This window comes from Alteromonas sp. LMIT006, from assembly GCF_024300645.1.
In the GTDB taxonomy this organism is placed as follows: Bacteria; Pseudomonadota; Gammaproteobacteria; order Enterobacterales; family Alteromonadaceae; genus Opacimonas; species Opacimonas immobilis.
On record NZ_CP101291.1, the window covers coordinates 1,779,794 to 1,803,449 of the forward strand.

Sequence of the window (23,656 nt, forward strand, 5' to 3'; positions counted from 1 at the left end):
GTGAAGATAAATTGTGATTTAGGAGAGGGCTTCGGTCGTTATCAGCTGTGCGATACAAGTGCCATTATGCCGTATATTGATCAAGCAAATATTGCATGTGGTATGCACGCAGGTGATCCAGTTGAAACCATTCATACCCTTAAATTAGCAAAACAGCATCATGTGACGATTGGAGCGCACCCAAGTTACCCCGATAGACAGGGATTTGGCCGTCGCCATATGCGAATGTCAGCATCTGAGTTGGCTGATTGTATCACCTATCAAATTGCGTTGCTTCTCGGTTTATGTCAGCGCTATGATTGCACCTTAAGCTATGTAAAACCTCACGGTGCGCTGTATCATGACATGGTGAGTGATACCCAAATTCGCAAAACGCTATTTCAAGTTATTAAAGACTTTGAACAGGATTTATCTTGCATGGTGCCAGCGTTTATTAAATCAAATGAAATGCTGGAAGACGCTGAACAGGTTGGGTTAAATTTGCAGTTTGAGGCGTTTGCTGATCGCGCTTATCACAATACTGGAGAACTAGTGGCACGCTCTCAACCCAATTCGGTTTTGACACTTATCGAGGCCCAAGCTCAAGCCAAAAACGTGGCAAACGGTTCACCGGTTACTACGGTTGAAGGCGATGAATTGTTGCTACACGCCGACACTCTATGTGTCCATTCTGATACCCCGAATGCCTTAGAATTAATCAAAGCTGTCGATTGCGCATGCAGATAACGAATTTATCTATTGAGCGTCTAAATGAAAACTCTTGGCTCTGCACGCCACGTCATTCATCCCTGAAAGTGACCGAATGGGTGAGGGGATTGACCACTGATCCCCCAGATTGGTTACGCGATTGCGTCATGGTCGCCAATAGTGTCATGTTAGTCACCCAAGATGAGTTTGACCCATGGCAAATACGTCGTTCAATCGCTCAGACCTTCTCATTGATTGGCCGTCACACACAACCAACTAGGCATCATCACCTCACAATTGACACAGCATGTGCACTGGATTTAGAAGAAGTGCTTGAACACGTTGCAATGGATGCAAAAGCCCTTTATGAAGCGCTAAGTAATATTGAATTTGTGGTCAGTGCCAATGGTTTTGCTCCGGGGTTCTCGTATTTGTCTGGTCTCCCTAAATCATTGCACCTCCCACGTAAAGCTACCCCAAGAACGGCCGTGCCAGCAGGTAGTTTTGCCATTGCTAGTGAATACGCTGCCATTTATCCCAAAGTATCACCAGGTGGATGGTATTTACTTGGACATTGTGAGCAAACGCTATTTGACGTTATGCAACATCCTCCGAGTTTTTTGCAATTAGGCGACACAGTCCATTTTGATTTTGTAGGGTGCCATGCTTGAGTTTTCCATGATCAATACGCCTTCGCTGTGGGTCGACCGCCATCGTCGTATGGTAGGACATATGGCAGTCACTTTATCTGGGCCATTAGATGAGTTGAGCTTTCGTCACAACCAATATCTGCTCGGTGAATACGCACAAGTGCAGCTCGAAAGTCGCGGGGGACTTCAATTTACCGTAAGTGCTCCGGTGAGTTTTTGTATTGCCGGTGCTGCGGTAGAAGTAAATGTTGCACACAAGACCTATTCAAGCTACGAAATCATTCCTGTTTTACCTAAGCAAACCGTGACTGTTGGCCTGCCAAATTCGGGGAAAATAATTTATTTATGTTTTAGTACGCAATTTTCATTACCGAAAGTGTTAGACAGTACATGTTGTGTGGCTAGAGAAGAATTTGGTGGCGAATACTGCGATGGAAAGATGTTACGAGCGCCGTATTCTTGTACGATGACTGATCCTAAAGTATTGCCTTACAAAAACATGCACTTCACTCCAGTTTGGCAAAACACTCTGAATCCGAATTTATCAGTTATTCCAGCATATCAATATACAAAATTTGATGTGGTCAATAAGATGAAATTCACTTCAGCACAGTACAGAATATCCAGTAAAGCTGACAGAATGGGCTATCGCTTAAAATCTGAAACCCTACTTGAAACGCCTACCATTACAGAATCCCAACCGATTGCATTAGGTGCGATTCAAGTTCCAAAAGATGGACTGCCAATTGTGTTACTTGCAGATAAGCAAACCACCGGAGGTTACCCAATCATTGGCTGTTTGTCACGGTTGGGTATTACGCAATTAGTACAATTGAATGACGAGTTCACATTTGAATGGACTGAACCAGAAACTGCACATAGCCAATGGCATGCGCAGTTGGCGCATGACAAAGGTCGATTAGAAACGAATAATTAGTCGTTATTTTCGCAGTTGTTTTTATTGCACTCACCATATAAATATAATGAGTGATGTGTAAGAGACATATTGTTCTCTTTGGCAACTTCGATTTGACGTTGTTCAATAACTGGGTCTTCGAACTCAACCACCTTACCACAAGTTAAGCATACTAAGTGGTCATGATGTTCTTTTTGACTGATTTCAAATACTGATTTACCACCTTCAAAATGGTGTCGAATTAGAATACCTGCATCGTCAAACTGGTTGAGTACACGATAAACAGTTGCCAAACCGATGTCTTCATCCTGTTCCAAAAGAATCTTATAAACATCTTCAGCACTGATGTGTTGGTTGTTGGGCTGTTGCAATATTTCAAGGATTTTAAGTCTGGGGAGAGTGACTTTTAAGCCTGCTTTTTTTAGTTCTTTATTTTGATCCATGATGGCAATCCCAATTCTGATTTTGTGAAAGAGTATAAGCAAACTTACAACAAATTTCACCCATAAAATAAAAAGGCACAGGATAACCCGTGCCTTTTTACAGCTTTGTATAGAGTTTAAGCTAATTCAGATAAACACATCTCTTCACGGATCTGCGCACACCAGTTTTTGACACGTTCTTCTGTCAACTCCGGCTGCCGGTCTTCATCAATTCCTAAACCAACAAAGTGGGTATCATCTGCCATCCCCTTTGAAGCTTCAAAATCATATCCATCGGTAGACCATTGTCCGATCAAAATAGCGCCTTTAGCTTCTACAATATCTCTTACCATGCCCATCGCATCTAAAAAATATTCAGCGTAGTCTTCTTGATCACCGCAACCAAAAATCGCAACCAACTTATCATTGAAATCAATTTCTTCTAGTTCTGGAAAAAAATCATCCCAATCACACTGAGCTTCACCGTAATACCAAGTTGGAATCCCAAAAAGAAGTAAGTCAAACTCAGCAATCTCTTCTTTGGTACTTTTGGCGATGTCGTGTACCTCAATTAGATTTTTTCCAAGCTCCTTTTGGATCATCTTTGCAACATGCTCAGTGTTGCCTGTATCACTACCAAAAAATAAACCGACACTTGCCATTAATTACTCCAAGACTTAATTGACACCACTGGATACCCAGAATATTTGAATCAACCCTTTTGCGACAAAACCTAATGCACCAAGACCCAGCACGCCATAGGCAACGGCTCGGCCGATAAATGGGACGTCGTTTTTTTTGAGTACATCATGAACGGCAAATCCCATTAACAAAAACAGGATCAACAAACCCAAGTTCATCATTACACTTTCAATTAATTCAAAATGTTCTGCTAACATCTGTGATAAATAGTTAAATATTCTGAGTGCATTTTAGCATAAGGCGGAACGTTTTCGCACTAGATGTTGGACTTAATGAGGATAAACTTGTGCTAAATCAAGTTTGTGACTGTAAGAATCTCGCAACAACCCGATTAAATACGACAGGTTTTTGAGCATGCAACCAGTGACCTGCAGCCTCAATGATATGCGCTTTGGCATTAGGGAAACTAGAAATGATAGCGCCCTGCATGGAGGGCTGTATGTAATCAGAATCACTGCCTTTGATAAATAGCGTAGGCACAGAAGCATGCAAACCTGTGAACGGCCAATCAATTAGTTTGGCATAATCGCGCTGTAAAAGGGGTAAATTAAATGCCCAATGCCATTTGCCATCTTTTTGTTTGAGGGATTTAAGTAAAAATTGTCTCGTGCTCTCGTCTTGTAGGGCCTTATCAAATATGGTTTTTACCTCTGAACGGCTTTTCACTGCAGCTAGTTCAACTTGGTTTAATGCATTGAAAACTGCATCGTGTCGGGGCGGATAGGCAACTGGCGCAATATCAGCAACCACTAATGACCGGATGTTCAACCTATTATTTAATGCCATGGCCATGGCTATTTTGCCACCTAATGAATGACCGACTATGTGCGGATTATCAATATTCTTAGCCTTGATCGTATCGGCAATCATTTGTGCGTAAACCACAAAATCAAACGAATCAGTCGCTGGAGACTGTCCATGAGCAGGCAAGTCGACTAATAATACATTTGCAAATCGATTGAGCTCTCTGGCGAGATTTTTTAGATTATCTAAATCCCCAAATAATCCATGAATAAGAATAACCCACTCATCAGATGATGAATCGGTCATTGTTTGGGTATGACATAAATGCATTGATTGGCGCATTGTAAAGATTGTTATCCAAAAAACTAAACAGCGTAATCTTCCAAAGAACCGCCGGATTCTAACACTTCACGGAATACTACTGGCATACGACCGATACCTGTCCATTTGGTTTCTTGGCCGTCTTGGGTAATTGCATAACGAACAGGACGTTTTTGCCCTTTGCGACGTGTTTGCTTTGGTTTTACGTTATGTTCAGCATCGAAGTCAGAAATATCGAGACCAGCTTCGATCATTTGTTGACGAATCGCTTCAATTTTAGCCTTTTTCTCCTCAAGTTCAGCTTGTTCTGCAACAAGTTGTGCACGACGCTTTTCGATAACTGATGCCAATTTTTCTTGAACATCTAATAATTCATCAATGCTTAGTGATTTTGTTGCGCCTTGTAAGCGACGCCCATGAGTCAAAATATTGACAAAATCGTTCATTTTTATTTTCCTTTTGTTTTATTATTAATGACACTCTAACAAAACGGAGTATAGTAATTTAAATTTTAATTTCAACGTTTTTTACATGTTAGGATAATTTGGGCCTCCGCCACCTTCAGGTGGCACCCATGAAATATTTTGACTCGGCTCTTTTATGTCGCATGTTTTACAATGAATGCAATTTTGACTGTTAATTTTAAATTCATCTTTGCCACTCTCGTTTTTAATGATTTCGTATACGCCAGCAGGACAATATCGTTGCGCAGGTTCTGCATAGTGTTTAAGCGTAAATGATACAGGTAAATCTGGATCAATGAGCAGCAAATGACAGGGCTGGTCTTCTTCGTGATTGGTATTACTGATATAAACAGATGAAAGCTTATCAAACGTTAGTTTATTATCTGGTTTTGGGTACTCAATTACCTTCGATTGCTCTGCGGGTTTCAGTGATTTGTGGTCAGAACCAAGATCGTAAATATTTAAAGGTGTTTTTCCTTTAAATAAATTTTGCTCAAATATATTTAAGGCACCGCCTAACACATTTCCATACTTGTGAATCAAAGAGCCAAAATTTCTAGAGCGATACAACTCATTATAGAGCCATGAAGCGTTAAATAATTGATTATGGATATCTGCCATATTTTGCTGTTCAAACAGGGCAGTAATAATCGCCTCGGCAGCTAACATACCCGATTTCATTGCTGTATGGTTGCCTTTTATTTTACTAAAATTAAGTGTACCAGCTTCACAACCCACCATAATTCCCCCAGGCATAGTCATTTGTGGAAGTGAATGCAGCCCACCTTTTGCAATGGCTCTTGCGCCATAAGAAAGACGTTGTCCGTTATTTAAATGTTTGGCAAAAACAGGATGGGTTTTTAATTGTTGAAATTCATCAAAAGGACTCAAATATGGGTTGGAATAATTTAAATCGACAATAAGGCCAACATAAACCTGATTATTATCGCCATGATAAAGATAACCACCGCCAGTTGCTTTCCCCAATGGCCATCCAGCAGAGTGCACTACTAATCCCGGTTGATGTTGATCGGCTGGTACTTCCCATACTTCTTTAAAGCCTATGGCATAGTGCTGTGGTTGTTTAACGTCTTTATCTAATTCGAACTCACTGATGAGTTTTTTTCCTAAATGGCCTCGACATCCTTCTGCAAATACAGTGTATTTTGCTCTGATCTCCATAGCTGGAACAAAGCTTGGTTTCTCTTTACCGCTGCGCGAGCGACCCATTTCTGAGGTAACGATGCCTTTTACTTCACCGTCTTCGAAAATGGTTTCAGCTGCGGCGAACCCTGGAAATATTTCCACACCAAGGTTTTCCGCTTGTTCTGCTAACCAACGACAGACATTGCCCATTGATACGATGAAATTACCTTCATTGTGCATGGTGTTTGGCGTTAACCAGTTGGGTAATCGAATTGATGTTTGGGCGTTATTTAATAAATAAATCTCATCTTTACTCACGTGAGTGTAAAGCGGAGCTTTTAACTCTCGCCAATTGGGGAGTAATTCATCTAGAGACCTTGTTTCAAGTACGGCACCAGAAAGAATATGCGCACCCACTTCAGAACCTTTCTCTACAACACACACCAAGAGTTCTCGGTCAGAGGCTTGTGCCATTTGTTGCAGTTTAATAGCACAAGACAAGCCAGCCGGTCCGGCACCGACAATTACTACGTCAAATTCCATGATTTCTCGAGTCATGTTTACTCTCTTTGTTGGCAATTTTGTTCACTCATTAATAATGTAATACAGGTTGACGTTAACGTAAACTATAAGTAGATTACATAAGTGTTACATTTGGTTAGCGTTTATCTAACACTGTAGAGGATTAATAGATTGAAAATACTGGTTCCGATCAAGCGCGTTGTCGATTACAACGTTAAAATCAAAGTCAATAATGAACACACTGCCGTCGATTTAAATAACGTCAAAATGTCCATGAATCCATTTTGCGAAATTGCTGTGGAAGAAGCGATTCGTTTAAAAGAATCTGGCGCAGCAGGTGAAGTCGTTGTTGTCTCTATCGGTAGCGCAGAGGTGGTTGAGCAGTTGCGAACCGCCCTTGCTTTAGGGGCTGACCGCGCCATACACATTGCAGGTCCTAATCAATTAGACTCGCTCGATGTGGCTAAAGTGCTCAAACATCTTGTAGATCAAGAGTCCCCGGATATAGTGATATTAGGCAAGCAAGCAATCGATTCGGACAACAATCAAACCGGGCAAATGTTAGCTGCATTAACGGGAATGCCTCAGGCGACGTTTGCTTCTAAGGTATCCCTCCAACAAGGACAGCTGCACGTCACACGAGAAGTTGATGGAGGTTTGCAAACGTTGGCGTTGAAACTGCCAGCTATTGTCACTACGGATTTACGCCTTAATGAGCCAAGATATGCCACCTTACCGAACATAATGAAAGCAAAGCGCAAGCCATTAGAGTCAATCAATATGAGCGATAGTGGAGTGACGCCACACGCTTGTTTGACGACGTTGAAGGTAACGCCACCTGCGCAGCGAAAAGCAGGCATTAAGGTGGCTGATGTGGCCGAGTTAGTGGATAAATTAAAAAACGAAGCCAAGGTGATCGCATGAGAACGTTAATTTATGCCGAACATGATAATCAACATCTAAAAGGCGAAACCGCCAAAGTAGTGGGAGCGGCTGGTGCGCTCAATACGCCTATCGATGTATTGGTTGCAGGGCACAATGTGGAAGCAGTCGTTGCCGATGCTGTAAGATTATCTGGCGTTGAACGCGTTTTGGTGGCTGATGCGTCAGAATATGTTGCACAGCTTGCAGAGAACATTGCATTACTAGTGCACTCTCTATCAAGTGAATACGATTATATCTTGGCGCCCGCTACCACAACTGGCAAAAACTTTTTGCCTCGAGTGGCCGCGCTGTGCGATGTGCCACAATTGTCTGATGTCATTGCGATCGAATCAAGTGATACTTTTGTAAGACCCATTTATGCTGGTAATGCGATTGCCACCGTACAAAGCAGCGCAAAAAAACATGTGCTGACAGTGCGAGCCAGTGCGTTTGATGCAGTGGTTTATGAAGGCAATGCCGAGGTAACCACCATCGAGTCGATTTTTAATACAGATGGTGCCTCTTTTGTCAGTGCTGAACTCTCAGCGTCTGAGCGTCCTGAACTCACCGCTGCCAGTGTGGTGGTGTCTGGTGGTCGAGGTATGCAAAATGGTAAAAACTTTGCGCTGCTTGAAGGTATTGCCGATAAGTTAAACGCCGCCATTGGTGCTTCTCGTGCGGCAGTGGATGCCGGGTTTGTGCCGAACGATATGCAAGTAGGACAAACCGGCAAAATCGTCGCTCCGGATTTATATATCGCAGTGGGAATTTCTGGGGCCATTCAACATCTTGCTGGAATGAAGGACTCAAAAGTCATTGTCGCGATAAATAAAGATGAGGAGGCACCTATCTTTCAAGTGGCCGATTATGGACTGGTAGGGGATTTGTTTGAGATATTGCCCGAATTAGAGAATTCTTTGTAATATATTCCTTAATCATTAAAAAGGCTCATCGTTGGATGAGCCTTTTGTCTTTTTAAGAATATTGGTGAGTCCAAAATCCACCTTTACACTTCAACCACAGAGTTATCATCAAAGGTCAACTCGTTGGGAATGTAGGCATCTGCTGCCCAATCATTTTGCCATTCTTTATCATCTACGAGATAGCGAAATGCATAGCGTTTATTTTTAGGTAAATTGATGGTTTGCGTAAACTCTCCGGATTTGAGTTTTTTCATAGGGTTTACTTGGGTTTCCCAATCGTTAAAATCACCAATAAGTTTTACGGTCTGTGCTGTTGCAGCTTGTTCTTTGGGTAAACGAAAGGTGACCTTACATTCGTCTTTGGATTTGAGATAGGTTTTCTTAAGTGGCATAAATAACGGTCCTTATGTAATTTTGCTACATTAATTGTAGATATATTGCTCGGATTCTCAATCTTTTTGTAATTAAATTTCATTGAATAGGTATGTATTTTGTTTACATTTGCTAACAAGTTTAGCCCTCATAAATGATATTCACAGGTTATGCCTCGTTGTAAAATAAAGCCAGTACATTGGGAGTTTTTATGAGTTTTATTCGCAAAGTTGGGTTACCTATTCTTATCTTACTGGTTGCTGTGGTAATCATGGTGGTTTTGATCATGAACAAGCCCAAACCTGATATCAAAGAAGTCGAAGAAAAAGCGTTTTTAGTTGATGTTATGCCGGTTGAGGTCACTGACATTACGTATACCGTTCGTTCACAAGGCTCGGTGATACCCAAAGTACAAAGCGCATTAACCAGTCAAGTTTCTGGGATTATCGAGTCCGTATCGAACGTATTTGTCACCGGTGGGATGTTTCACGCAGGAGATATCCTAATCACCTTAGAGCAAGCGGATCGCAAAACGGAACTGCAACTCGCTCAAGCAGAACTTGCCCGTGCGCAAGCAGCTTATGAACTTGAACTTGCACGAGGTAAAGTGGCAGAGGAAGAATGGCGCAGTGTGGGGCGCAGTCCTTCTACCACGCCAGAATTGGGTTTGCGTAAACCCCAGTTAGACAGTGAAAAAGCCAACCTTCAGGCTGCAAAGGCCAATCTTGAACGTGCAAAGCGCAATTTAGAGCGTACTGTCATTAGAGCCCCTTATAACGGTATGATCATGCAAAAGAATGTTGATATAGGTCAGTTTGTTAATACCGGAATGGTCTTAGCCCAAATTGCTAGTACTGATGTGGCTGAAGTACGTTTGCCTCTGACCGATAGCGATTTAGCGTATTTGAATCTGGATGCTTCTGCTGATGGTAATGTGATTTTGCGTGCCAATGTAGGGGGGCGACCAACACAGTGGCCTGCGAATTTAACTCGCGATGAGGGGGTGCTGAACAGCCAAAATCGCGTGATTTATGCCATCGCAGAAGTGCGCGACCCTTATGCACGCAATGCAGATACCGCGCACAAAGTATTGCGGTATGGTACCTTTGTCAGAGCAGAAATCACTGGATTGAGTGCAGACGATATGGTGGTTTTACCGCGCAATCTTGTGCGTTTAGACGGTACCGTGTTGTTGGTTGATGAAAACAATCGTATTGAAATCCGTGATGTGGAAGTACAGCGCGCAGATGATAACGACATCTATATCAGTGCTGGTTTACAACCTGGAGAGCAAATTATTACCAGTGCCGTTCCTAATGCCTATGCACAAATGCCGGTGCGCCTAGCTGGCGAGGCAAGAACGTCTGATAGCGCCTCAACGAATAGCACAGTGGAGTAAGTGATGGCGGAAACGATAAATACTCACAAAGGGATCATCGCGTGGTTTGCGCGCAACCATGTTGCAGCTAATTTGTTGATGTGGATTTTGTTGTTTGGTGGTGTATTTGGGATTATTCAAATTCAAAAACAAGTCTTTCCGACCTTTGAACTCAATATCGTTTCGGTACGTGTCCCATATTTGGGTGCGGCGCCTGAAGAAGTTGAGCAAGGAGTAATTTTAAAATTAGAAGAAGCGATTAAAGATCTCGAAGGCATCAAAAAACTGTCTTCACGAGCGGTAGAAGGGCTAGGCACGGTCACCATCGAAGTCGAAGACGATTATGATGTACAAACCTTGCTCGATGAAGTCAAGGTACAGGTCGATGCGATCCCAACGTTTCCAGCGAATACTGAAAAGCCTGTGGTTTATCGTATTAAAGCTCCGCAAGATGTCTTATGGGTGTCTGCTTATGGCGACGCGACCGAGCGAGAATTAAAAGACTTTACGAAGCGCTTACGTGACGATATTGCTAACCTACCTGGGGTATCTGATGTTCAGGTGCTCGGTGCACGTCCTTATGAGGTGGCAATTGAAGTCTCTGAAGCGACTTTGCAGCAGTATAATTTGACCTTTGATCAAGTCGTGAGTGCGGTAAGGCGCTCATCCATTGACGTTCCTGGTGGTGCCATTCGTTCAGATAACGGCAATATTCTACTTAGAGCCAAAGGCCAAGCCTATGATGCGTATGATTTTGCTAACTTGGTATTAATCTCACGTGCCGATGGCACACGGCTGTATCTTGGGGATATTGCGACTATTAACGACGGGTTTATTGAAGACAATAATTTTGCCTATTTTGATGGTAAACCTGCGATCAGTATTCGGGTAAGAGCAGTTGGCGATCAAAATTCATTAGAAATCTCTAAAGCCGTCAATGCGTATCTCGCCGAGCAAAAAGAAAACTTCCCGCCCAATATCCAAGCGGATACATGGGGAGACAGTTCGTTTTATTTGGCAGACCGCTTGAATATGATGCTTGAAAACATGGGCTTTGGAGCCTTGCTCGTGTTTTTGGTGTTATCCCTATTTTTAAAAATACGTTTGGCGTTTTGGGTGATATGGGGCTTGCCGGTGTGCTTCATGGGAACACTCGCGGTATTGCCCATGGAGTTTTTGAGTGTATCGATCAATATGATTTCACTCTTTGCTTTTATCTTGGTGCTGGGGATCGTGGTGGATGACGCCATTATTATGGGGGAGTCGGCCTATTCAGCAATTGATAAAGATGGGCATTCGGTAGACAACGTCATTAAAGGTGTCAAACGCGTGGCGATGCCTGCGACATTTGGGGTGTTAACCACAATCGCGGCGTTCTCGCCTATGATGATGGTGTCGGGTACCTTTGGCGTGATCTGGAAAACCATTGGTGGCGTGGTGATCGTGTGTTTGATCTTCTCACTCATTGAATCCAAATTAATTTTGCCTGCGCATTTGGCGCACATGAAATTGGAACCGTATGATCCAAGCAAAGCCAATGCGTTTCAACGTTTTCGGGATATCTTTGCAGAAGGCATTAAGTCCTTTATCAGTAACACCTATCAGCCATTTTTGCGCAAAGCCATCAAAAACCGCTACACCACATTAGCGAGTTTCGTTGGCGCATTGATTATTACCATCGGGTTATTCCAAGGTGGGATCGTGCGCTTTGTGTTTTTCCCATCGATTCCATCTGATTTTATGTTTGCCTCGGTTGAGCTTGAGCAAGGTTCGACTTTGCAACAGCGTGACCTAGCGATTCGCATGTTGCTAGATGGCTTGGATGAAATGAACCGCGAAGTCCGTGAGCAAACCGGTGAGGATGCAGTCAAACACGCGATTGCCTTTGATCAGGGCAGCCTCGGTGGACAGGTGTTTGTCGAATTATCCAAAGGGGAAGAACGAGAAATCAAGGATACTGAATTGGCGGATATTTGGCGTAAATATCTTCCTGAAATGGCCGGAGTCAAGGCGCTCAATCTCGGTAATCCGGGTGGGCCGGGCGGTGGCTCTGACTTGAGTTTTGAATTCAGCGGCAAAGATGTCGAGCAGCTGCGTTTAGTAGCACAAGAGCTTGAGTCCTTTTTGGAGCAGTATGATGGGGTGTCGGATATCAATGATAGTTTTAGCCAAGGTAGCGATGAGATCCAAATTAATATCCGTCCAGAAGGCGAAGCCTTAGGATTATCTTTGGCGTCTTTAGCACAACAGGTACGCTACGGTTTTTATGGTGCAGAAGCACAGCGCATTCAGCGTGATGATGAAGAAATCAAAGTCATGGTGCGCTACCCCAAAGAAGAACGCAGCTCGATTGGCCATCTAGAAACCATGCGCGTGCGCACGAGCAACGGCGAAGAAATTCCTTTTGCCCAGGTAGCGGACATCGACATTGGCAAAGGCTATGCCAGTATTAATCGAGTAGACGGTAAACGTGCAGTGAGCGTCACAGCAAAGGTCAATTCAGACATTATTGAGCCAAATACGATTGTGAAGGATTTGATGACCAAGGCGATCCCGGATTATCTCAAGCGTTACCCCGGCGTAGAATTTAAACTGCAAGGCAATACCAAGGAGCAGGGCGATGCACTGGTATCGTTATTACAAGGCTTCTTGTTTGCGTTATTTGCAATCTATGCGCTGATGGCCATTCCATTAAAATCGTATTCGCAGCCGTTGATCATCATGTCGGTCATTCCCTTTGGCATGGTTGGTGCGATTATTGGTCATTTGGTACTGGGGCAAGCGGTCAGTGTATTGTCAATTTGTGGCATCATCGCGTTGTCTGGGGTAGTAGTGAATGATAGCTTGATCATGGTGGATTTTGTCAATCGTGCACGCAAAGAAGGCGCATCACTGGTTGAAGCGGCCATGCAGGCTGGGGGACAGCGTTTTAGAGCGATTGTGCTGACGTCCTTAACTACATTTATGGGATTGCTACCGATTATTTTTGAACGCTCACTACAAGCACAAGTAGTCATTCCCATGGCAATATCGTTAGCGTTTGGTATTTTGTTTGCAACAGTGATTACCTTGTTATTAGTGCCTGCGCTGTATTTGATTTTGGATGATATCAAGGCGTTTTTCAGTAAGAGCTACGCGGCACAGAGACAGGCTGAGATGACTGAGCAGCGCATTTAATTTCATCATTAAAAATTTAATTTTAAAGCGGGTAATGTATTTGCATTACTCGCTTTTTTGTTCGTAAACAATAACTGGTAAATACAAATCTAAGTCACAAAAAAACGTACATACCACAACAGTATGTACGTTTTCACTGATACACGATTGTTAAATTATTAAGCCTTAGAAGAACTCAACTTTAAACTCAACACCCCATACTGCAGGGTCGTTCACAAAACCAGTTAGGTTATTGAAATCAATACCGCCCTTAAGGTTGTCTTCGTCTGTGATGTTGCGACCGAATAATGCAACAGAGTAATTGTTTTCAAAATCTTGATAACCGATGCGAATACCGCCTTCAAAGTTTTCATCACTTCTGAATTCATCTGATTCATATAGGAACAAGTTCGTTTCACCTTGGACTGCCCAATCGGTGAAGACAAATACTTCTGCATTGTCGCCAACCGGTTGTGCAAAGCGTGCAGTAAACGTAAATACCGTTTCAGGTGCTTGCGGGAACGGGTTGCCGTCAATTAATGCACGGTTATCTACAGTACGTGGATCACGAACGTTACAGTTGCCGGCAAATGTTGCGTTTGCGCCACAAGGGAAAACAGATAACGCGCGGTCGTTGATAGATGTGTTGTTGTAGCTATAGCCAGCAGTGAATACCAATTGGTCATGTGGAACATACTGTGCATCGACTTCAAAGCCATAACCACGTGCTTGGTCTGCATTGATTAGCGCAGTGTTGTTAGCACCACCACCAATTGCAGATAACTGTAAATCGTCAATCACATAGTAGAATGCTGCCGCATTTAAGCGCAATGTATCTTCAAGTAAATCAGATTTGAAACCAACTTCAATCGAGTTAATCGTTTCTGCGTCAGCTACAGAAGGTGCGCCTTCAAACGCCACATCACGACCTTGAATGGTTTGTGCGCGGAAACCGTTGGCATAGCGTGCAAATACCGCAGTGTCGCTATCGACTGTATAATGTAAGCTGACTTCGTAGCTAAGTTTGCCATCATCAACATTGATGTCTGCATAGTCCTGAACGCTTGCCGCACCAATGACCAAAGCAAAGCCATCGACGTTTTGCTCACCCACGACTAATGATTTTTCATCATAGGTATAACGCAAACCACCAGTAATAGTTAACTTGTCATTGATTTCATAAGTTGATTGACCAAACACAGCCCATGTGGTGTTCTCGTGGAATACGGTTGATGCACCAAAGAACCCATCAACAGACGTTACGTTAAATGACGAGTCAAAGAAGAACGCACCGGCTTGCCAGTTGTAAGGGCCATCGTTATTGCTCGCCCAGCGAATTTCTTGAGTGAACTGTTCAAGATCATTAAGTAAGTCTTGTGTGACTGCACCAAAAGGCACAAAACCAGGGAAGGTCGTTTCAACTGAACCGTCACCATTGATGTCTGCTGCTTCGTTTAATACGACACCGCCATCAACGTCACCTAATGAATAACCTTCAGCCGTTTCTAACGCGGTGATTGAGGTGAATGACACAGTATCCATATCGTATTCAACCGTTAAAGAAACGCCGTTACCTTCGTATTCTTGTGGGTTGTTATCAAAACCATTGCCCAAAAGGTTCGCATCATACCAAACGGTATTGCGGTCGTAATTTTGATTCAGTGTGCGTGAACCGCGGGATAATATGTTTGCGCGGAATACCGATGCAGTGCCGTCAAGGTCACGACCGTGAACGCGTAACAATGCAGATAAGTCATCACCATTGTCATATAAAAACTGTAGACGGTAAGCTGTTTCATCATAGCCACCAAATGCATCATCTTGACCCGAGAAACCGTTGTCAATCCAGTCATCACGCGTTTGATTTAGAACAGATACACGTGCAGAGATAGTATCGGTTAAGCCACCGCCAATTGCTGCTTCAATGTTGCGTGTGCCCATTGAGGCAAAGCCGACTTTGGCATAAGCATTAAAATCTTCCGAAGGTTTCACAGAATCAAACTTGACGATACCAGCAGTTGTGTTGCGACCGAATAGTGTCCCTTGTGGACCGCGAATGACTTCAACTTGTTCAATATCGAATATGGGTGTGCTTTTAAGCACAACGTTTTCCATTACTACATTGTCCATGACGATGGAAACAGGCTGTGAAGCCGCTAGGTCAAAATCGGTGTTGCCGATGCCACGCATATAGAAACGCGGTGCTACTCGTCCATTTGAGCTTTCTGCGTACAAACCCGGTACGCGAACGGCAAGTGATAAAATGTCGTCACCCGCTGAAAATAAACTTTCAAAACGCTCACCGTTTAATGTGGCAATTGAAATCGGTACTTCTTGAATCGATTGTGTGCGTTTTTGCGCCGTGACCGTGATGGTCTCTAAAACAGATTCGTCGTTAGTTACTTCATCAGCCTGTGCATGGCCAAATGCCAAAGCAACAGCTAACGCAACAGAAGCCTTGTTAAAAGCAGTCATGTATTCACCTAAAAATTAAATGGAATGTTGTGTAGTTATGTGGAACGTGCGGATTATATAAGGTGTTGCTTAATCTTTCTAGACTCAGGTTGTTTCGCTTGTTTTTTATTTATTTTACAAAGAGTTATTTATTCAACAAAATGATTGTGGGTTTTGTTAACCTTTATGTCACAATTAGTCCTAGATAATGAGTTTATGTAGAGTACGTTATGCTGTTTAATTCCCACGAAATTCCATTTCAAGTGTATGAGTGTCTAGCGACCAGTGAACTGACTAAAACCGAGGCTTTTGGTGAGCACGATGTCGCGACATTTAATGATGTAATGCGCACAGCTGATACCATAGCCAGTGAGTATTTTGCCCCTCACAATCATTTAGCAGATGCAAATGAACCGACGTTCGATGGACAGCGCATTTATATGCTGGATGATGTGCAAACCGCCTATCAGCATTATGCTGACGCGGGCTTTATCGCCGCTAAATTTCCCTTCGATTTAGGTGGTATGCAGTTACCTGAGACGATCACGACAGCTTGTGCGAGTTATTTTATGGCGGCGAACCCAAGTACCACAGCATATCCTTTTTTGACTAGTGCTGCGGCAAATGTCATTGCACATTGTGCGTCTGATGCCTTGCAAGCTGAGTTTCTGGAGCCGATGTTAACCGGGCAGTTTAGCGGCACCATGGCACTCACAGAACCTCATGCAGGCTCAAGTTTGGCAGAGATTACGACCAGCGCAAAACCTGCTGAAGATGGCAGTTATCGCATCAAAGGCTCAAAACTCTACATCAGCGGTGGCGAGCATGAGCTGACTGACAACATCGTGCATTTAGTACTAGCTAAAATCCCAGGTGGGCCAGCAGGCGTTAAAGGGATCTCATTGTTTATTGTGCCTAAATATCGACAAGATGCACAAGGCGCTTGGTCGGTGCGAAATGATGTGACATTAGCCGGCTTGATTCACAAACTTGGTTATCGCGGCACCACGTCGACCGCGCTCACCTTTGGTGAAAATGACGACTGTCATGGCTATCTTGTTGGTGAGCCGCATCAGGGCTTGCGTTATATGTTTATGATGATGAATGAAGCGCGAATTGGTGTGGGCTTTGGCGCTGCCATGATTGGCTATCAGGGCTATCGCTATGCGCTTAATTATGCCAAAGACCGGATGCAAGGCGGACGGGCGATTGTGGAGTACGGCGATGTGAAGCGTATGTTGTTGGCACAAAAAGCCTATACCGAAGGCGCGATGGCTTTGTGTTTTTATGGGGCGTCTTTGCTGGATGAGCAAAAGACCAGCACAGCTGAAAAAGCGAAAGACGTGGCTTTATTATTGGACTTGCTGACGCCGATTATCAAAGCTTGGCCAAGTGAATACGGCCCCAAAGCGAACGATTTGGCGATTCAAGTATTGGGTGGCGCTGGGTACACCCGTGAGTATCCAGTGGAACAATATTGGCGTGATAACCGACTCAATCCTATTCACGAAGGCACCAACGGCATTCAAGCACTGGATCTGTTGGGCCGTAAACTGTGGCAAGCCAATGGTGACGGTTGTCAGTTATTAGCAAAGAGGATGATGCAGGATATTAAAGCTGCACAGGGTGATGTATCGCTTAAATTAGCCAAAAAATTAGGCGACGCATTAACTCAATTCAATGATGGATTACCTGTGCTTGCCCAGATGTTGCAATCTGAGGACCAAGAGGCGGTCTTATCTAACGCTGACAATATGATGAAATATTGTGGCCATCTGGTCATTGGTTGGATGTGGTTAAGACAAGCGAATGTGGCATATGCGTCAAGAGATAATGCGCAAGGTGACAAGTATGATTTCTATCAAGGCAAAATACAAGCTGCGCAATATTATGCAGATTGGGAAATGCCAGCCATGCATCAGGCGTGGGCGTTGTTAGTAGAAGCGAATGCGACGTGTGCAGACACCCAGGTGTCGTGGTTTTAATCAAAAATTGAGGTGATCAAAATGGCTAAAAATAACAGAACCATCGTCATTACTGGTGCCGGCACAGGCATTGGTGCCGCGGCGGCAAAACACTTTGTGGCATTGGGCGATGATGTGATTTTACTCGATATCAATGCGCAATCACTGGCGGATACGGCCCAAACACTAGGCTCTGATAACGTCACGACACATGTACTCGATGTGGCTGACAAATCCTCAGTATTAGACGTGTTTGCCAGCATCGACAAGATGGATGTATTGGTCAATAACGCTGGTGTAGAGCATATTCCAACGCCCATGCATTTGGTGAGCGACGAGATGCTGGATAAAAACCTTAATATCAACGTCAAAGGCTTGTGGTGGTGCATGCAACAGGCACTTCATAAGATGCTTGCTCAAGGGCAGGGGAACATTATTAATATTGCTTCTGTGGCGGGCTTGCGTTCTGCGCCAATGATTGCCGCTTACTCAGCCACCAAACATGCGGTGATTGGGATCACCAAATCTGCAGCGGTTGAATATGCTCGCCAAAATATCCGCATTAATGCCGTGTGTCCGAGTTTCATCGATACGGATATGGTGCGTCGGACTCTGTCCATAATGGATGAAAAAGGGCAACGCTCGATTGTGGGAGCAAATCCAATGAAGCGTTTGGGTGATGTCGACGAAATTGCCAATGCGATAGTCTGGTTAGCATCGGATGAGTCAAGCTTCATGACAGGGCATGCCATGACGTTGGATGGGGGGATGACGGCTTAATTTACAGAAGAGCAAAAAAAGCCGAATGTCTCAATAAACACTCGGCTTTATAAATGACTTAGTGTAGGTTACAGCACACTCACCAAGGCCTTGGCCAGTGTATCCACGTTAGATTGGTTGATACCCGCAATATTCACACGCGAAGAATCAACAAAATACACGCTGTGCTCAGCACGGACTTTTTGTACTTGCTCTGGTGTGATACACAAGAAAGAGAACATGCCTTTTTGCTCGTTGACGAAGCTAAAGTCTTTGTTGGCACCGTATTCAGCCATCTTGCTGACTAACATGGCACGAAGCTGTTTCATGCGCTCACGCATTTCATCGACTTCATTAACCCACATTAGCTTCAATTCTGCATCGTGCAAAATAATATCAACCAGTGCACCGCCGTACGATGGAGGCATAGAGTAAATGCCACGCGCAACGCTTTGAATTTGCGATTGTGCAATGGATTTTGTTGCGCTGTCATTCGTAATAATCGCTGCCATGCCGACGCGCTCACGATATAAACCAAAGTTCTTAGAACAAGACGCGGCAATCATGACTTCTGGTAAGTGCTCGGTCATATAACGCATACCGTAAGCATCTGTTTCTAAATCATCGCCAAAACCTAAATACGCACTGTCTATAAACGGCACCCAACCTTGTTGTTGCGCAACGGCTGTGATCTCACGCCATTGGGCTTGTGTCAAATCCGCACCAGTAGGGTTGTGACAGCATGCGTGTAATAATACTACATCGCCTTTAGGAATGGTTTTTAATTGCTCTAGCATGGCATCAAAACGTATCGATGCGTTTGCTTTGTCAAAATATGGATAGGTTTTTAATTCAAGTCCCGCATTGCCAATCAATGGAATATGATTGGCCCACGTTGGGTCAGATACCCAAACCGTGGTGTCTTTGTTACAACGAGTGAGTAATTCAGCCAAAATGCGCAATGCACCACAACCACCGGGTGCTTGTACTGCCGCGACACGGTCTGCAATCAGCGCAGGGTGGGCTGAGCCCAATAAAAGTCCTAGCATGCCATCAATAAAGCCTTGTACACCTTGTGGTGTGATATAGGTTTTGGAATCTTCAATGGCTAATAATCGTGTTTGAGCTTCAGCAACTGCTTTGACAATCGGGGTCTTGCCATCTTCATCTTTATAAACACCCACGCCTAAATCGATTTTGTTGGGGTTGGTATCCGCTTTAAATGCGGCAGATAATCCAAGAATGGGATCGGGAGCAAGGGCAGGGAGAACTTCAAACACGGTAAATTCCTAATGTGACATTACAATAAAAGGGTATTATGCCAGTTTTTTGGGTTCTGTGAACTGAAAATGTGCATATACGACCACTTGTTTAACCGCGGTGATGCACACGTCCTGTTTCAATCCCATTGGCATCGTAACTGCGTTCCTGCCAATCCATTTTGCCGATATTATCGACGGTTAATATGGTCGAACTACGCGTCCCGTAATCAGGCGAGCAGATGAAGATGGATGAGAGCATTTTTTCCCATGGTTTGGCAATGCCAGTATCCGGTAAATGCTCATCAGACGCGGTCTCACGATTGTGTAAAATCGCAAATAAATCTTCTATATCCAATTCTCCCGATTTCTGGCAAGCTTTATTTAATGAATCGACACCCAGTTGTACTTTTGGCCATGGGGTGTTTAAGGAAGCATTGGATAAGCCGTAAACGCCTTGGCTAAGTTGATGATGTTCCAACGAATGACTATTGAACACAGACAACGAATCTGTACTGCCATAGACTAAATTATAACCATTGTACTCATCAGCCGTTTTGCGCAAGGTCTCCAAAAATATATTGTCATCACTCGTTTCGAGGGCATTGACGACGAGTTCGCCACGGGTTTTGGCGTCCATTCGTTCGCGCTGTGGGGCTCGGATATTGGTCAATGCCGCAATACGTCCGGAAGCGTGGATCCCCATCCATGTGCCACCCGCTTGCTCATCTCGTCCAGCAAACAACTGAGGATTATCACTCCAACTGTGTGAGGGCGAGGTCATGCGCGCGTGAAATTCGTCTCGGTTTGCAGCAATGATTAAGGGGAAATCTGGGTGTTGTTTGACAGCAATAAACAAAATACACATAACAATCCGTGTGCGTTAGGTAGGGTTTGATAATAAATCGAGTATACCTAATTCCAAATAATTCACAATCTAGAACCTATGTCTGCCTAATTTGTCGATTATTTGTGGTACATTATGCGCAAAAGTAAGTTTGTTTTAAGTATAGACTCGTGAAAAACATTGGTTCAACTACTCAACTAGTCCATCAAGACCGCTTGGTCAATCCACAGCAAGATGGCGCCGTCCATACACCCATCAATACTGGTGTCTTGTATCATTTTGCAGATGCGCAAGGTATTGTCGATGCCTTTCAAGGCAAAAAAGTCGCGCATGTGTATGGCCGTTCCTCATCACCAACCACCAGTGCTTTACAACAAGTGCTAACACAGCAACACAACGCTTTGGGCTGTGTGACGTTCAGTACCGGTATGGCGGCTATCAGCTCAACATTGCTCGCTTTACTCAAAGCCGGTGATCATATTGTGGTCAGTCAGTTTTTATTCGGTAACACTCGAAGCTTTTTTCATCAGTTATCAGGTTTTGGTATTGATGTGACGTTTGTGGATGTCACGGATTTGGATACGGTAACAAACAGCCTTAAAGACAATACACGCATGCTGTTTTGTGAGAGTCTGGCCAATCCTTTGACGCAATTGCCCAATTTAGATGAGATTGGCCAGTTGTGCCAAGCGCGTCATATTGTGTTTGCCGTCGATACCACAATGACTCCCCACGTGATGTGCGACGTATCCCGCTTCCCAATCAGCTTAGTGTTTACCTCTTTAACCAAATACATCGCTGGGCACGGACAAGCCATGGGGGGGGCTGTAATGGATATGGGTATCTTTGATTGGACCCACTTTCCACACATTGATGTCATCTATCAAGTGCCTGATACACGCATGTGGGGGTTGACGCAAATTCGCAAAAAAGGCCTGCGTGATATCGGCGCAACCCTTGACCCGACTTCGGCTAGTCAAGTGATGCTAGGTCAAGAAACGTTGGCGCTGCGTTACGCCAAAGCCTGTGAAAATGCGGCGACTATCGCCCGTTTTTTATCGAACCATACTGGCATCACACAGGTCTATCATCCCTCGCTTGAGACGCATCCTCAGCATGCATTAGTGCGTTCACAATTTGAAACAACAGGGGCGATTTTGGCCTTTGATTTGGCTAATGGAGTGGCGCCAGTCGCGTTTATCAATGCACTGAATACCATTTTATGTGCGACGCATTTAGGTGATACGCGAACGCTTGCTTTACCGGTAGCGCAAACCATCTTTTTTGAATTTGCTCAGGCAGAGCGAGATGCGATGGGGATTACAGATGCTTGTGTGAGATTGTCAGTGGGGATTGAAGATATCGATGATTTACTTGCTGACTTAACTCAAGCATTAGACTCGGTTAAGTGAACAAAAAACGGCCTCAATCCAATAGACAATTGAGGCCGCATTCCATTCAAGAGATGAATTAATTCACAAAATCATCCGCTAAAATGAGTTGTACTGGAGCACCACCAGTCCCATCCACTGCAAGGGCGGTATAGATCATGCCACCCATCAAAGATAGCGTACCAGTTTGCAAGGCAACGTCTGTTGTACCAGTAGGTGTTACAGTTACGACATAGTCTCCAGGGGCTAGGCTGACGTAACCAGTTTCCGCCAAATCAGGAGAAGCAAAGGGCACACTGGTAAATGCAGGACTCGCTCCCGTTAAATCGTTAGTTGCAGTCACATAAATATCCACCGCGCCTGCTGCAGGTGAGGCGTGAAAAATACGCACCTTTGCTTCGGTCGCAACACGACGGGGCATATCCATCGGCAAATCAACCGCAATGTTTGCTAAATCATTGTGTGCAATCGCAGTGTAAAATTTACCTGCTTCAAGCGTGATACTGGCATCATCTACTACCACGACACTGTTATCCGCATCGGCAGCAATATCAACTAAATAAGTACCTGCATCAACATTGGCGTAATCGGTTACCCCTAAGAAAGGCGCACCATCAAATAACGTTAAAGCGTTATTAGCAATGATATCCACCACAGGAGCATCGGCAACAGCATGAATAGCTCTGAGTGCAGCTTCTGTATTTGTATCATTGATTACAAAACTTGCACCAGTTGTTGCAACGAGAAGCTGGACGGGCGCATCGCCTGGTACGATTGATGGTACTGCAGTAATGAATAAATTTTCACCACCAGGAAGGGAGACGGTTCCAGAGTCAAACGCAACAGTTTGCGTGCCCGCAAGCGTAATACGGACTTGGTAATCACCTGAGGCAACTTCAACCAGACCCGTACTGTCAAGATAGCTTGCTGTAGCGAGAGGTTGAGCCGCTGCTAAATCCGTGCCGGGCGCAGTGACATAAATGTCTACCATAGGAACATCTGGTGCGCCATGCAGGATTTGAACGGCAACCATATCATCTGCAACGGCTGGATCAGAGGCCGGCACAATGGCCATGTCCAGAGTACCAGCAGCGACACTGCCTAATGCGACGACATTGTAATTCATGTCTGTATCAATAGAGGCGATCCGAGATAACACATCTACATTACCAGCAGGGGTAATAGCTTCAACACCCAAAGTGTAAGTCCCACGGTTGACCTCTATTAATCCAGAGGCGACTTGATAATCTACGTTAGTGAGATTATTAAAAACGGTTCCGTTTACCTTTATATTTACCATTGGAGCGTCTGCAGAGGCATGAACAACACGAACCTGCCCCGTCGTCACTACCGTTTCAGGAAACGGAGGAGAATCATTGTCAGAATCTAAACACGCACTGAGAGATAAAGCTGCGACTCCCGCAGCTAAGAATTTTAGGTAACGCATAGTATATCCTTGTTTTATTATTGATAAGGGTCAAGTCTCGTTACGCAAACTAAAAATTTTTAAATCAGGGGTGGCGAAATTTTGAACTTATGAGTGTTTCGATACTCATACATAAAGCAAGTAGTGATGACTTGTGTTCCTATGTTTAGTTGAGTGTGTTAGAGCCCCAGTGAAAGCTGGGGCTTTTTTTGTGGAGAAAGTTCAGTGG

Annotated in this window: 21 protein-coding genes; 10 read left to right on the top strand and 11 right to left on the bottom strand. The window is 44.1% G+C overall.

The annotated features are described in order from the left end of the window. The 3 genes from NLG07_RS08305 to NLG07_RS08315 are packed head-to-tail and all read left to right on the top strand — an operon-like array spanning position 1 to position 2,274. A complete protein-coding gene (locus NLG07_RS08305) occupies positions 1-726 on the top strand; it encodes a 5-oxoprolinase subunit PxpA (RefSeq protein WP_254855003.1) in 726 nt (241 codons plus the stop codon). Beyond that, on the top strand, positions 717-1,358 hold the full coding sequence (locus NLG07_RS08310; RefSeq protein ID WP_254855004.1) for an allophanate hydrolase subunit 1: 642 nt from the start codon (positions 717-719) through the stop codon (positions 1,356-1,358). Before NLG07_RS08305 ends, NLG07_RS08310 begins: the two co-directional genes overlap by 10 nt. Continuing rightward, positions 1,351-2,274: a hypothetical protein gene (locus NLG07_RS08315; protein WP_254855005.1), complete on the top strand. Its 924-nt coding sequence runs from the start codon at positions 1,351-1,353 to the stop codon at positions 2,272-2,274. The genes NLG07_RS08310 and NLG07_RS08315 overlap by 8 nt, the downstream gene beginning before the upstream one ends. On the opposite strand, the gene fur is transcribed toward NLG07_RS08315, so the two are convergent. The 6 genes from fur to NLG07_RS08345 all read right to left on the bottom strand — a co-directional run bounded on the left by fur (position 2,271) and on the right by NLG07_RS08345 (position 6,610). Next, the gene (gene fur / locus NLG07_RS08320; RefSeq protein ID WP_303049197.1) at positions 2,271-2,696 is read right to left on the bottom strand and encodes a ferric iron uptake transcriptional regulator; all 426 of its coding nucleotides are present in this window, start codon (positions 2,694-2,696) and stop codon (positions 2,271-2,273) included. The two genes, NLG07_RS08315 and fur, sit on opposite strands and share 4 nt — an antisense overlap. Before the next feature lie 116 nt (positions 2,697-2,812). Next, on the bottom strand, positions 2,813-3,337 hold the full coding sequence (fldA, locus tag NLG07_RS08325; protein WP_254855006.1) for a flavodoxin FldA: 525 nt from the start codon (positions 3,335-3,337) through the stop codon (positions 2,813-2,815). Positions 3,338-3,352: 15 nt separating this feature from the next. Beyond that, positions 3,353-3,574 carry a DUF2788 domain-containing protein gene (locus NLG07_RS08330; protein ID WP_254855007.1) on the bottom strand — a complete coding sequence of 74 codons (222 nt, stop codon included), beginning with the start codon at positions 3,572-3,574 and terminating at the stop codon, positions 3,353-3,355. A 97-nt stretch (positions 3,575-3,671) separates the two neighbouring features. Continuing rightward, entirely contained in the window at positions 3,672-4,427 is a 756-nt protein-coding gene (locus NLG07_RS08335; protein ID WP_254855008.1) for an alpha/beta fold hydrolase, read from the bottom strand. Positions 4,428-4,486: 59 nt separating this feature from the next. Further along, on the bottom strand, positions 4,487-4,888 hold the full coding sequence (locus tag NLG07_RS08340) for an H-NS family nucleoid-associated regulatory protein (protein ID WP_254855009.1): 402 nt from the start codon (positions 4,886-4,888) through the stop codon (positions 4,487-4,489). An 81-nt stretch (positions 4,889-4,969) separates the two neighbouring features. Further along, complete coding sequence (locus NLG07_RS08345; protein ID WP_254855010.1) at positions 4,970-6,610, bottom strand: electron transfer flavoprotein-ubiquinone oxidoreductase; 1,641 nt, start codon at positions 6,608-6,610, stop codon at positions 4,970-4,972. A gap of 135 nt (positions 6,611-6,745) precedes the next feature. On the opposite strand from NLG07_RS08345, the gene NLG07_RS08350 reads away from it, so the two are divergent. Both NLG07_RS08350 and NLG07_RS08355 read left to right on the top strand, forming a co-directional pair. Beyond that, positions 6,746-7,498 (top strand): electron transfer flavoprotein subunit beta/FixA family protein, encoded by a 753-nt coding sequence (locus NLG07_RS08350; RefSeq protein WP_254855011.1) that lies wholly within the window; start codon positions 6,746-6,748, stop codon positions 7,496-7,498. Beyond that, complete coding sequence (locus NLG07_RS08355) at positions 7,495-8,421, top strand: electron transfer flavoprotein subunit alpha/FixB family protein (protein ID WP_254855012.1); 927 nt, start codon at positions 7,495-7,497, stop codon at positions 8,419-8,421. The genes NLG07_RS08350 and NLG07_RS08355 overlap by 4 nt, the downstream gene beginning before the upstream one ends. 83 nt (positions 8,422-8,504) lie before the next feature. Here the strand turns inward: NLG07_RS08355 and NLG07_RS08360 are convergent, their stop codons facing one another. Further along, on the bottom strand, positions 8,505-8,813 hold the full coding sequence (locus NLG07_RS08360) for an isoamylase early set domain-containing protein (RefSeq protein ID WP_254855013.1): 309 nt from the start codon (positions 8,811-8,813) through the stop codon (positions 8,505-8,507). Positions 8,814-9,004: 191 nt separating this feature from the next. On the opposite strand from NLG07_RS08360, the gene NLG07_RS08365 reads away from it, so the two are divergent. Both NLG07_RS08365 and NLG07_RS08370 read left to right on the top strand, forming a co-directional pair. Then, positions 9,005-10,192: an efflux RND transporter periplasmic adaptor subunit gene (locus NLG07_RS08365; RefSeq protein ID WP_254855014.1), complete on the top strand. Its 1,188-nt coding sequence runs from the start codon at positions 9,005-9,007 to the stop codon at positions 10,190-10,192. A gap of 3 nt (positions 10,193-10,195) precedes the next feature. Further along, entirely contained in the window at positions 10,196-13,348 is a 3,153-nt protein-coding gene (locus tag NLG07_RS08370; protein WP_254855015.1) for an efflux RND transporter permease subunit, read from the top strand. Between the two features lie 165 nt (positions 13,349-13,513). On the opposite strand, the gene NLG07_RS08375 is transcribed toward NLG07_RS08370, so the two are convergent. Further along, positions 13,514-15,802, bottom strand: coding sequence for a TonB-dependent receptor (locus NLG07_RS08375; RefSeq protein ID WP_254855016.1), 2,289 nt, complete (start codon positions 15,800-15,802; stop codon positions 13,514-13,516). A gap of 209 nt (positions 15,803-16,011) precedes the next feature. Here NLG07_RS08375 and NLG07_RS08380 point away from each other — a divergent pair, with 209 nt between their 5' ends. After that, positions 16,012-17,766, top strand: coding sequence for an acyl-CoA dehydrogenase (locus tag NLG07_RS08380; RefSeq protein WP_254855017.1), 1,755 nt, complete (start codon positions 16,012-16,014; stop codon positions 17,764-17,766). Between the two features lie 21 nt (positions 17,767-17,787). After that, entirely contained in the window at positions 17,788-18,525 is a 738-nt protein-coding gene (locus NLG07_RS08385) for an SDR family NAD(P)-dependent oxidoreductase (RefSeq protein ID WP_254855018.1), read from the top strand. Between the two features lie 68 nt (positions 18,526-18,593). Here the strand turns inward: NLG07_RS08385 and NLG07_RS08390 are convergent, their stop codons facing one another. Continuing rightward, entirely contained in the window at positions 18,594-19,784 is a 1,191-nt protein-coding gene (locus tag NLG07_RS08390; RefSeq protein ID WP_254855019.1) for an amino acid aminotransferase, read from the bottom strand. Between the two features lie 91 nt (positions 19,785-19,875). Next, positions 19,876-20,631: an NRDE family protein gene (locus NLG07_RS08395; RefSeq protein ID WP_254855020.1), complete on the bottom strand. Its 756-nt coding sequence runs from the start codon at positions 20,629-20,631 to the stop codon at positions 19,876-19,878. A 149-nt stretch (positions 20,632-20,780) separates the two neighbouring features. Between NLG07_RS08395 and NLG07_RS08400 the strand changes: the two genes are divergently transcribed. Continuing rightward, positions 20,781-22,022 carry an aminotransferase class V-fold PLP-dependent enzyme gene (locus tag NLG07_RS08400; protein WP_254855021.1) on the top strand — a complete coding sequence of 414 codons (1,242 nt, stop codon included), beginning with the start codon at positions 20,781-20,783 and terminating at the stop codon, positions 22,020-22,022. Positions 22,023-22,080: 58 nt separating this feature from the next. Here NLG07_RS08400 and NLG07_RS08405 read toward each other — a convergent pair whose 3' ends face one another. Continuing rightward, positions 22,081-23,448, bottom strand: coding sequence for a DUF4397 domain-containing protein (locus tag NLG07_RS08405; protein ID WP_254855022.1), 1,368 nt, complete (start codon positions 23,446-23,448; stop codon positions 22,081-22,083). Between the last annotated feature and the right edge of the window lie 208 nt (positions 23,449-23,656).

Excerpts from the sequence above, each read along its gene's own strand:
- NLG07_RS08310 (WP_254855004.1), top strand. The coding sequence starts at position 717 with ATGCAGATAACGAATTTATCTATTGAGCGTCTAAATGAAAACTCTTGG.
- NLG07_RS08315 (WP_254855005.1), top strand. The coding sequence starts at position 1,351 with ATGCTTGAGTTTTCCATGATCAATACGCCTTCGCTGTGGGTCGACCGC.
- fur (WP_303049197.1), bottom strand. The coding sequence starts at position 2,696 with ATGGATCAAAATAAAGAACTAAAAAAAGCAGGCTTAAAAGTCACTCTC.
- fldA (WP_254855006.1), bottom strand. The coding sequence starts at position 3,337 with ATGGCAAGTGTCGGTTTATTTTTTGGTAGTGATACAGGCAACACTGAG.
- NLG07_RS08330 (WP_254855007.1), bottom strand. The coding sequence starts at position 3,574 with ATGTTAGCAGAACATTTTGAATTAATTGAAAGTGTAATGATGAACTTG.
- NLG07_RS08335 (WP_254855008.1), bottom strand. The coding sequence starts at position 4,427 with ATGACCGATTCATCATCTGATGAGTGGGTTATTCTTATTCATGGATTA.
- NLG07_RS08340 (WP_254855009.1), bottom strand. The coding sequence starts at position 4,888 with ATGAACGATTTTGTCAATATTTTGACTCATGGGCGTCGCTTACAAGGC.
- NLG07_RS08345 (WP_254855010.1), bottom strand. The coding sequence starts at position 6,610 with ATGACTCGAGAAATCATGGAATTTGACGTAGTAATTGTCGGTGCCGGA.
- NLG07_RS08355 (WP_254855012.1), top strand. The coding sequence starts at position 7,495 with ATGAGAACGTTAATTTATGCCGAACATGATAATCAACATCTAAAAGGC.
- NLG07_RS08360 (WP_254855013.1), bottom strand. The coding sequence starts at position 8,813 with ATGCCACTTAAGAAAACCTATCTCAAATCCAAAGACGAATGTAAGGTC.
- NLG07_RS08365 (WP_254855014.1), top strand. The coding sequence starts at position 9,005 with ATGAGTTTTATTCGCAAAGTTGGGTTACCTATTCTTATCTTACTGGTT.
- NLG07_RS08370 (WP_254855015.1), top strand. The coding sequence starts at position 10,196 with ATGGCGGAAACGATAAATACTCACAAAGGGATCATCGCGTGGTTTGCG.
- NLG07_RS08375 (WP_254855016.1), bottom strand. The coding sequence starts at position 15,802 with ATGACTGCTTTTAACAAGGCTTCTGTTGCGTTAGCTGTTGCTTTGGCA.
- NLG07_RS08380 (WP_254855017.1), top strand. The coding sequence starts at position 16,012 with ATGCTGTTTAATTCCCACGAAATTCCATTTCAAGTGTATGAGTGTCTA.
- NLG07_RS08385 (WP_254855018.1), top strand. The coding sequence starts at position 17,788 with ATGGCTAAAAATAACAGAACCATCGTCATTACTGGTGCCGGCACAGGC.
- NLG07_RS08395 (WP_254855020.1), bottom strand. The coding sequence starts at position 20,631 with ATGTGTATTTTGTTTATTGCTGTCAAACAACACCCAGATTTCCCCTTA.
- NLG07_RS08405 (WP_254855022.1), bottom strand. The coding sequence starts at position 23,448 with ATGCGTTACCTAAAATTCTTAGCTGCGGGAGTCGCAGCTTTATCTCTC.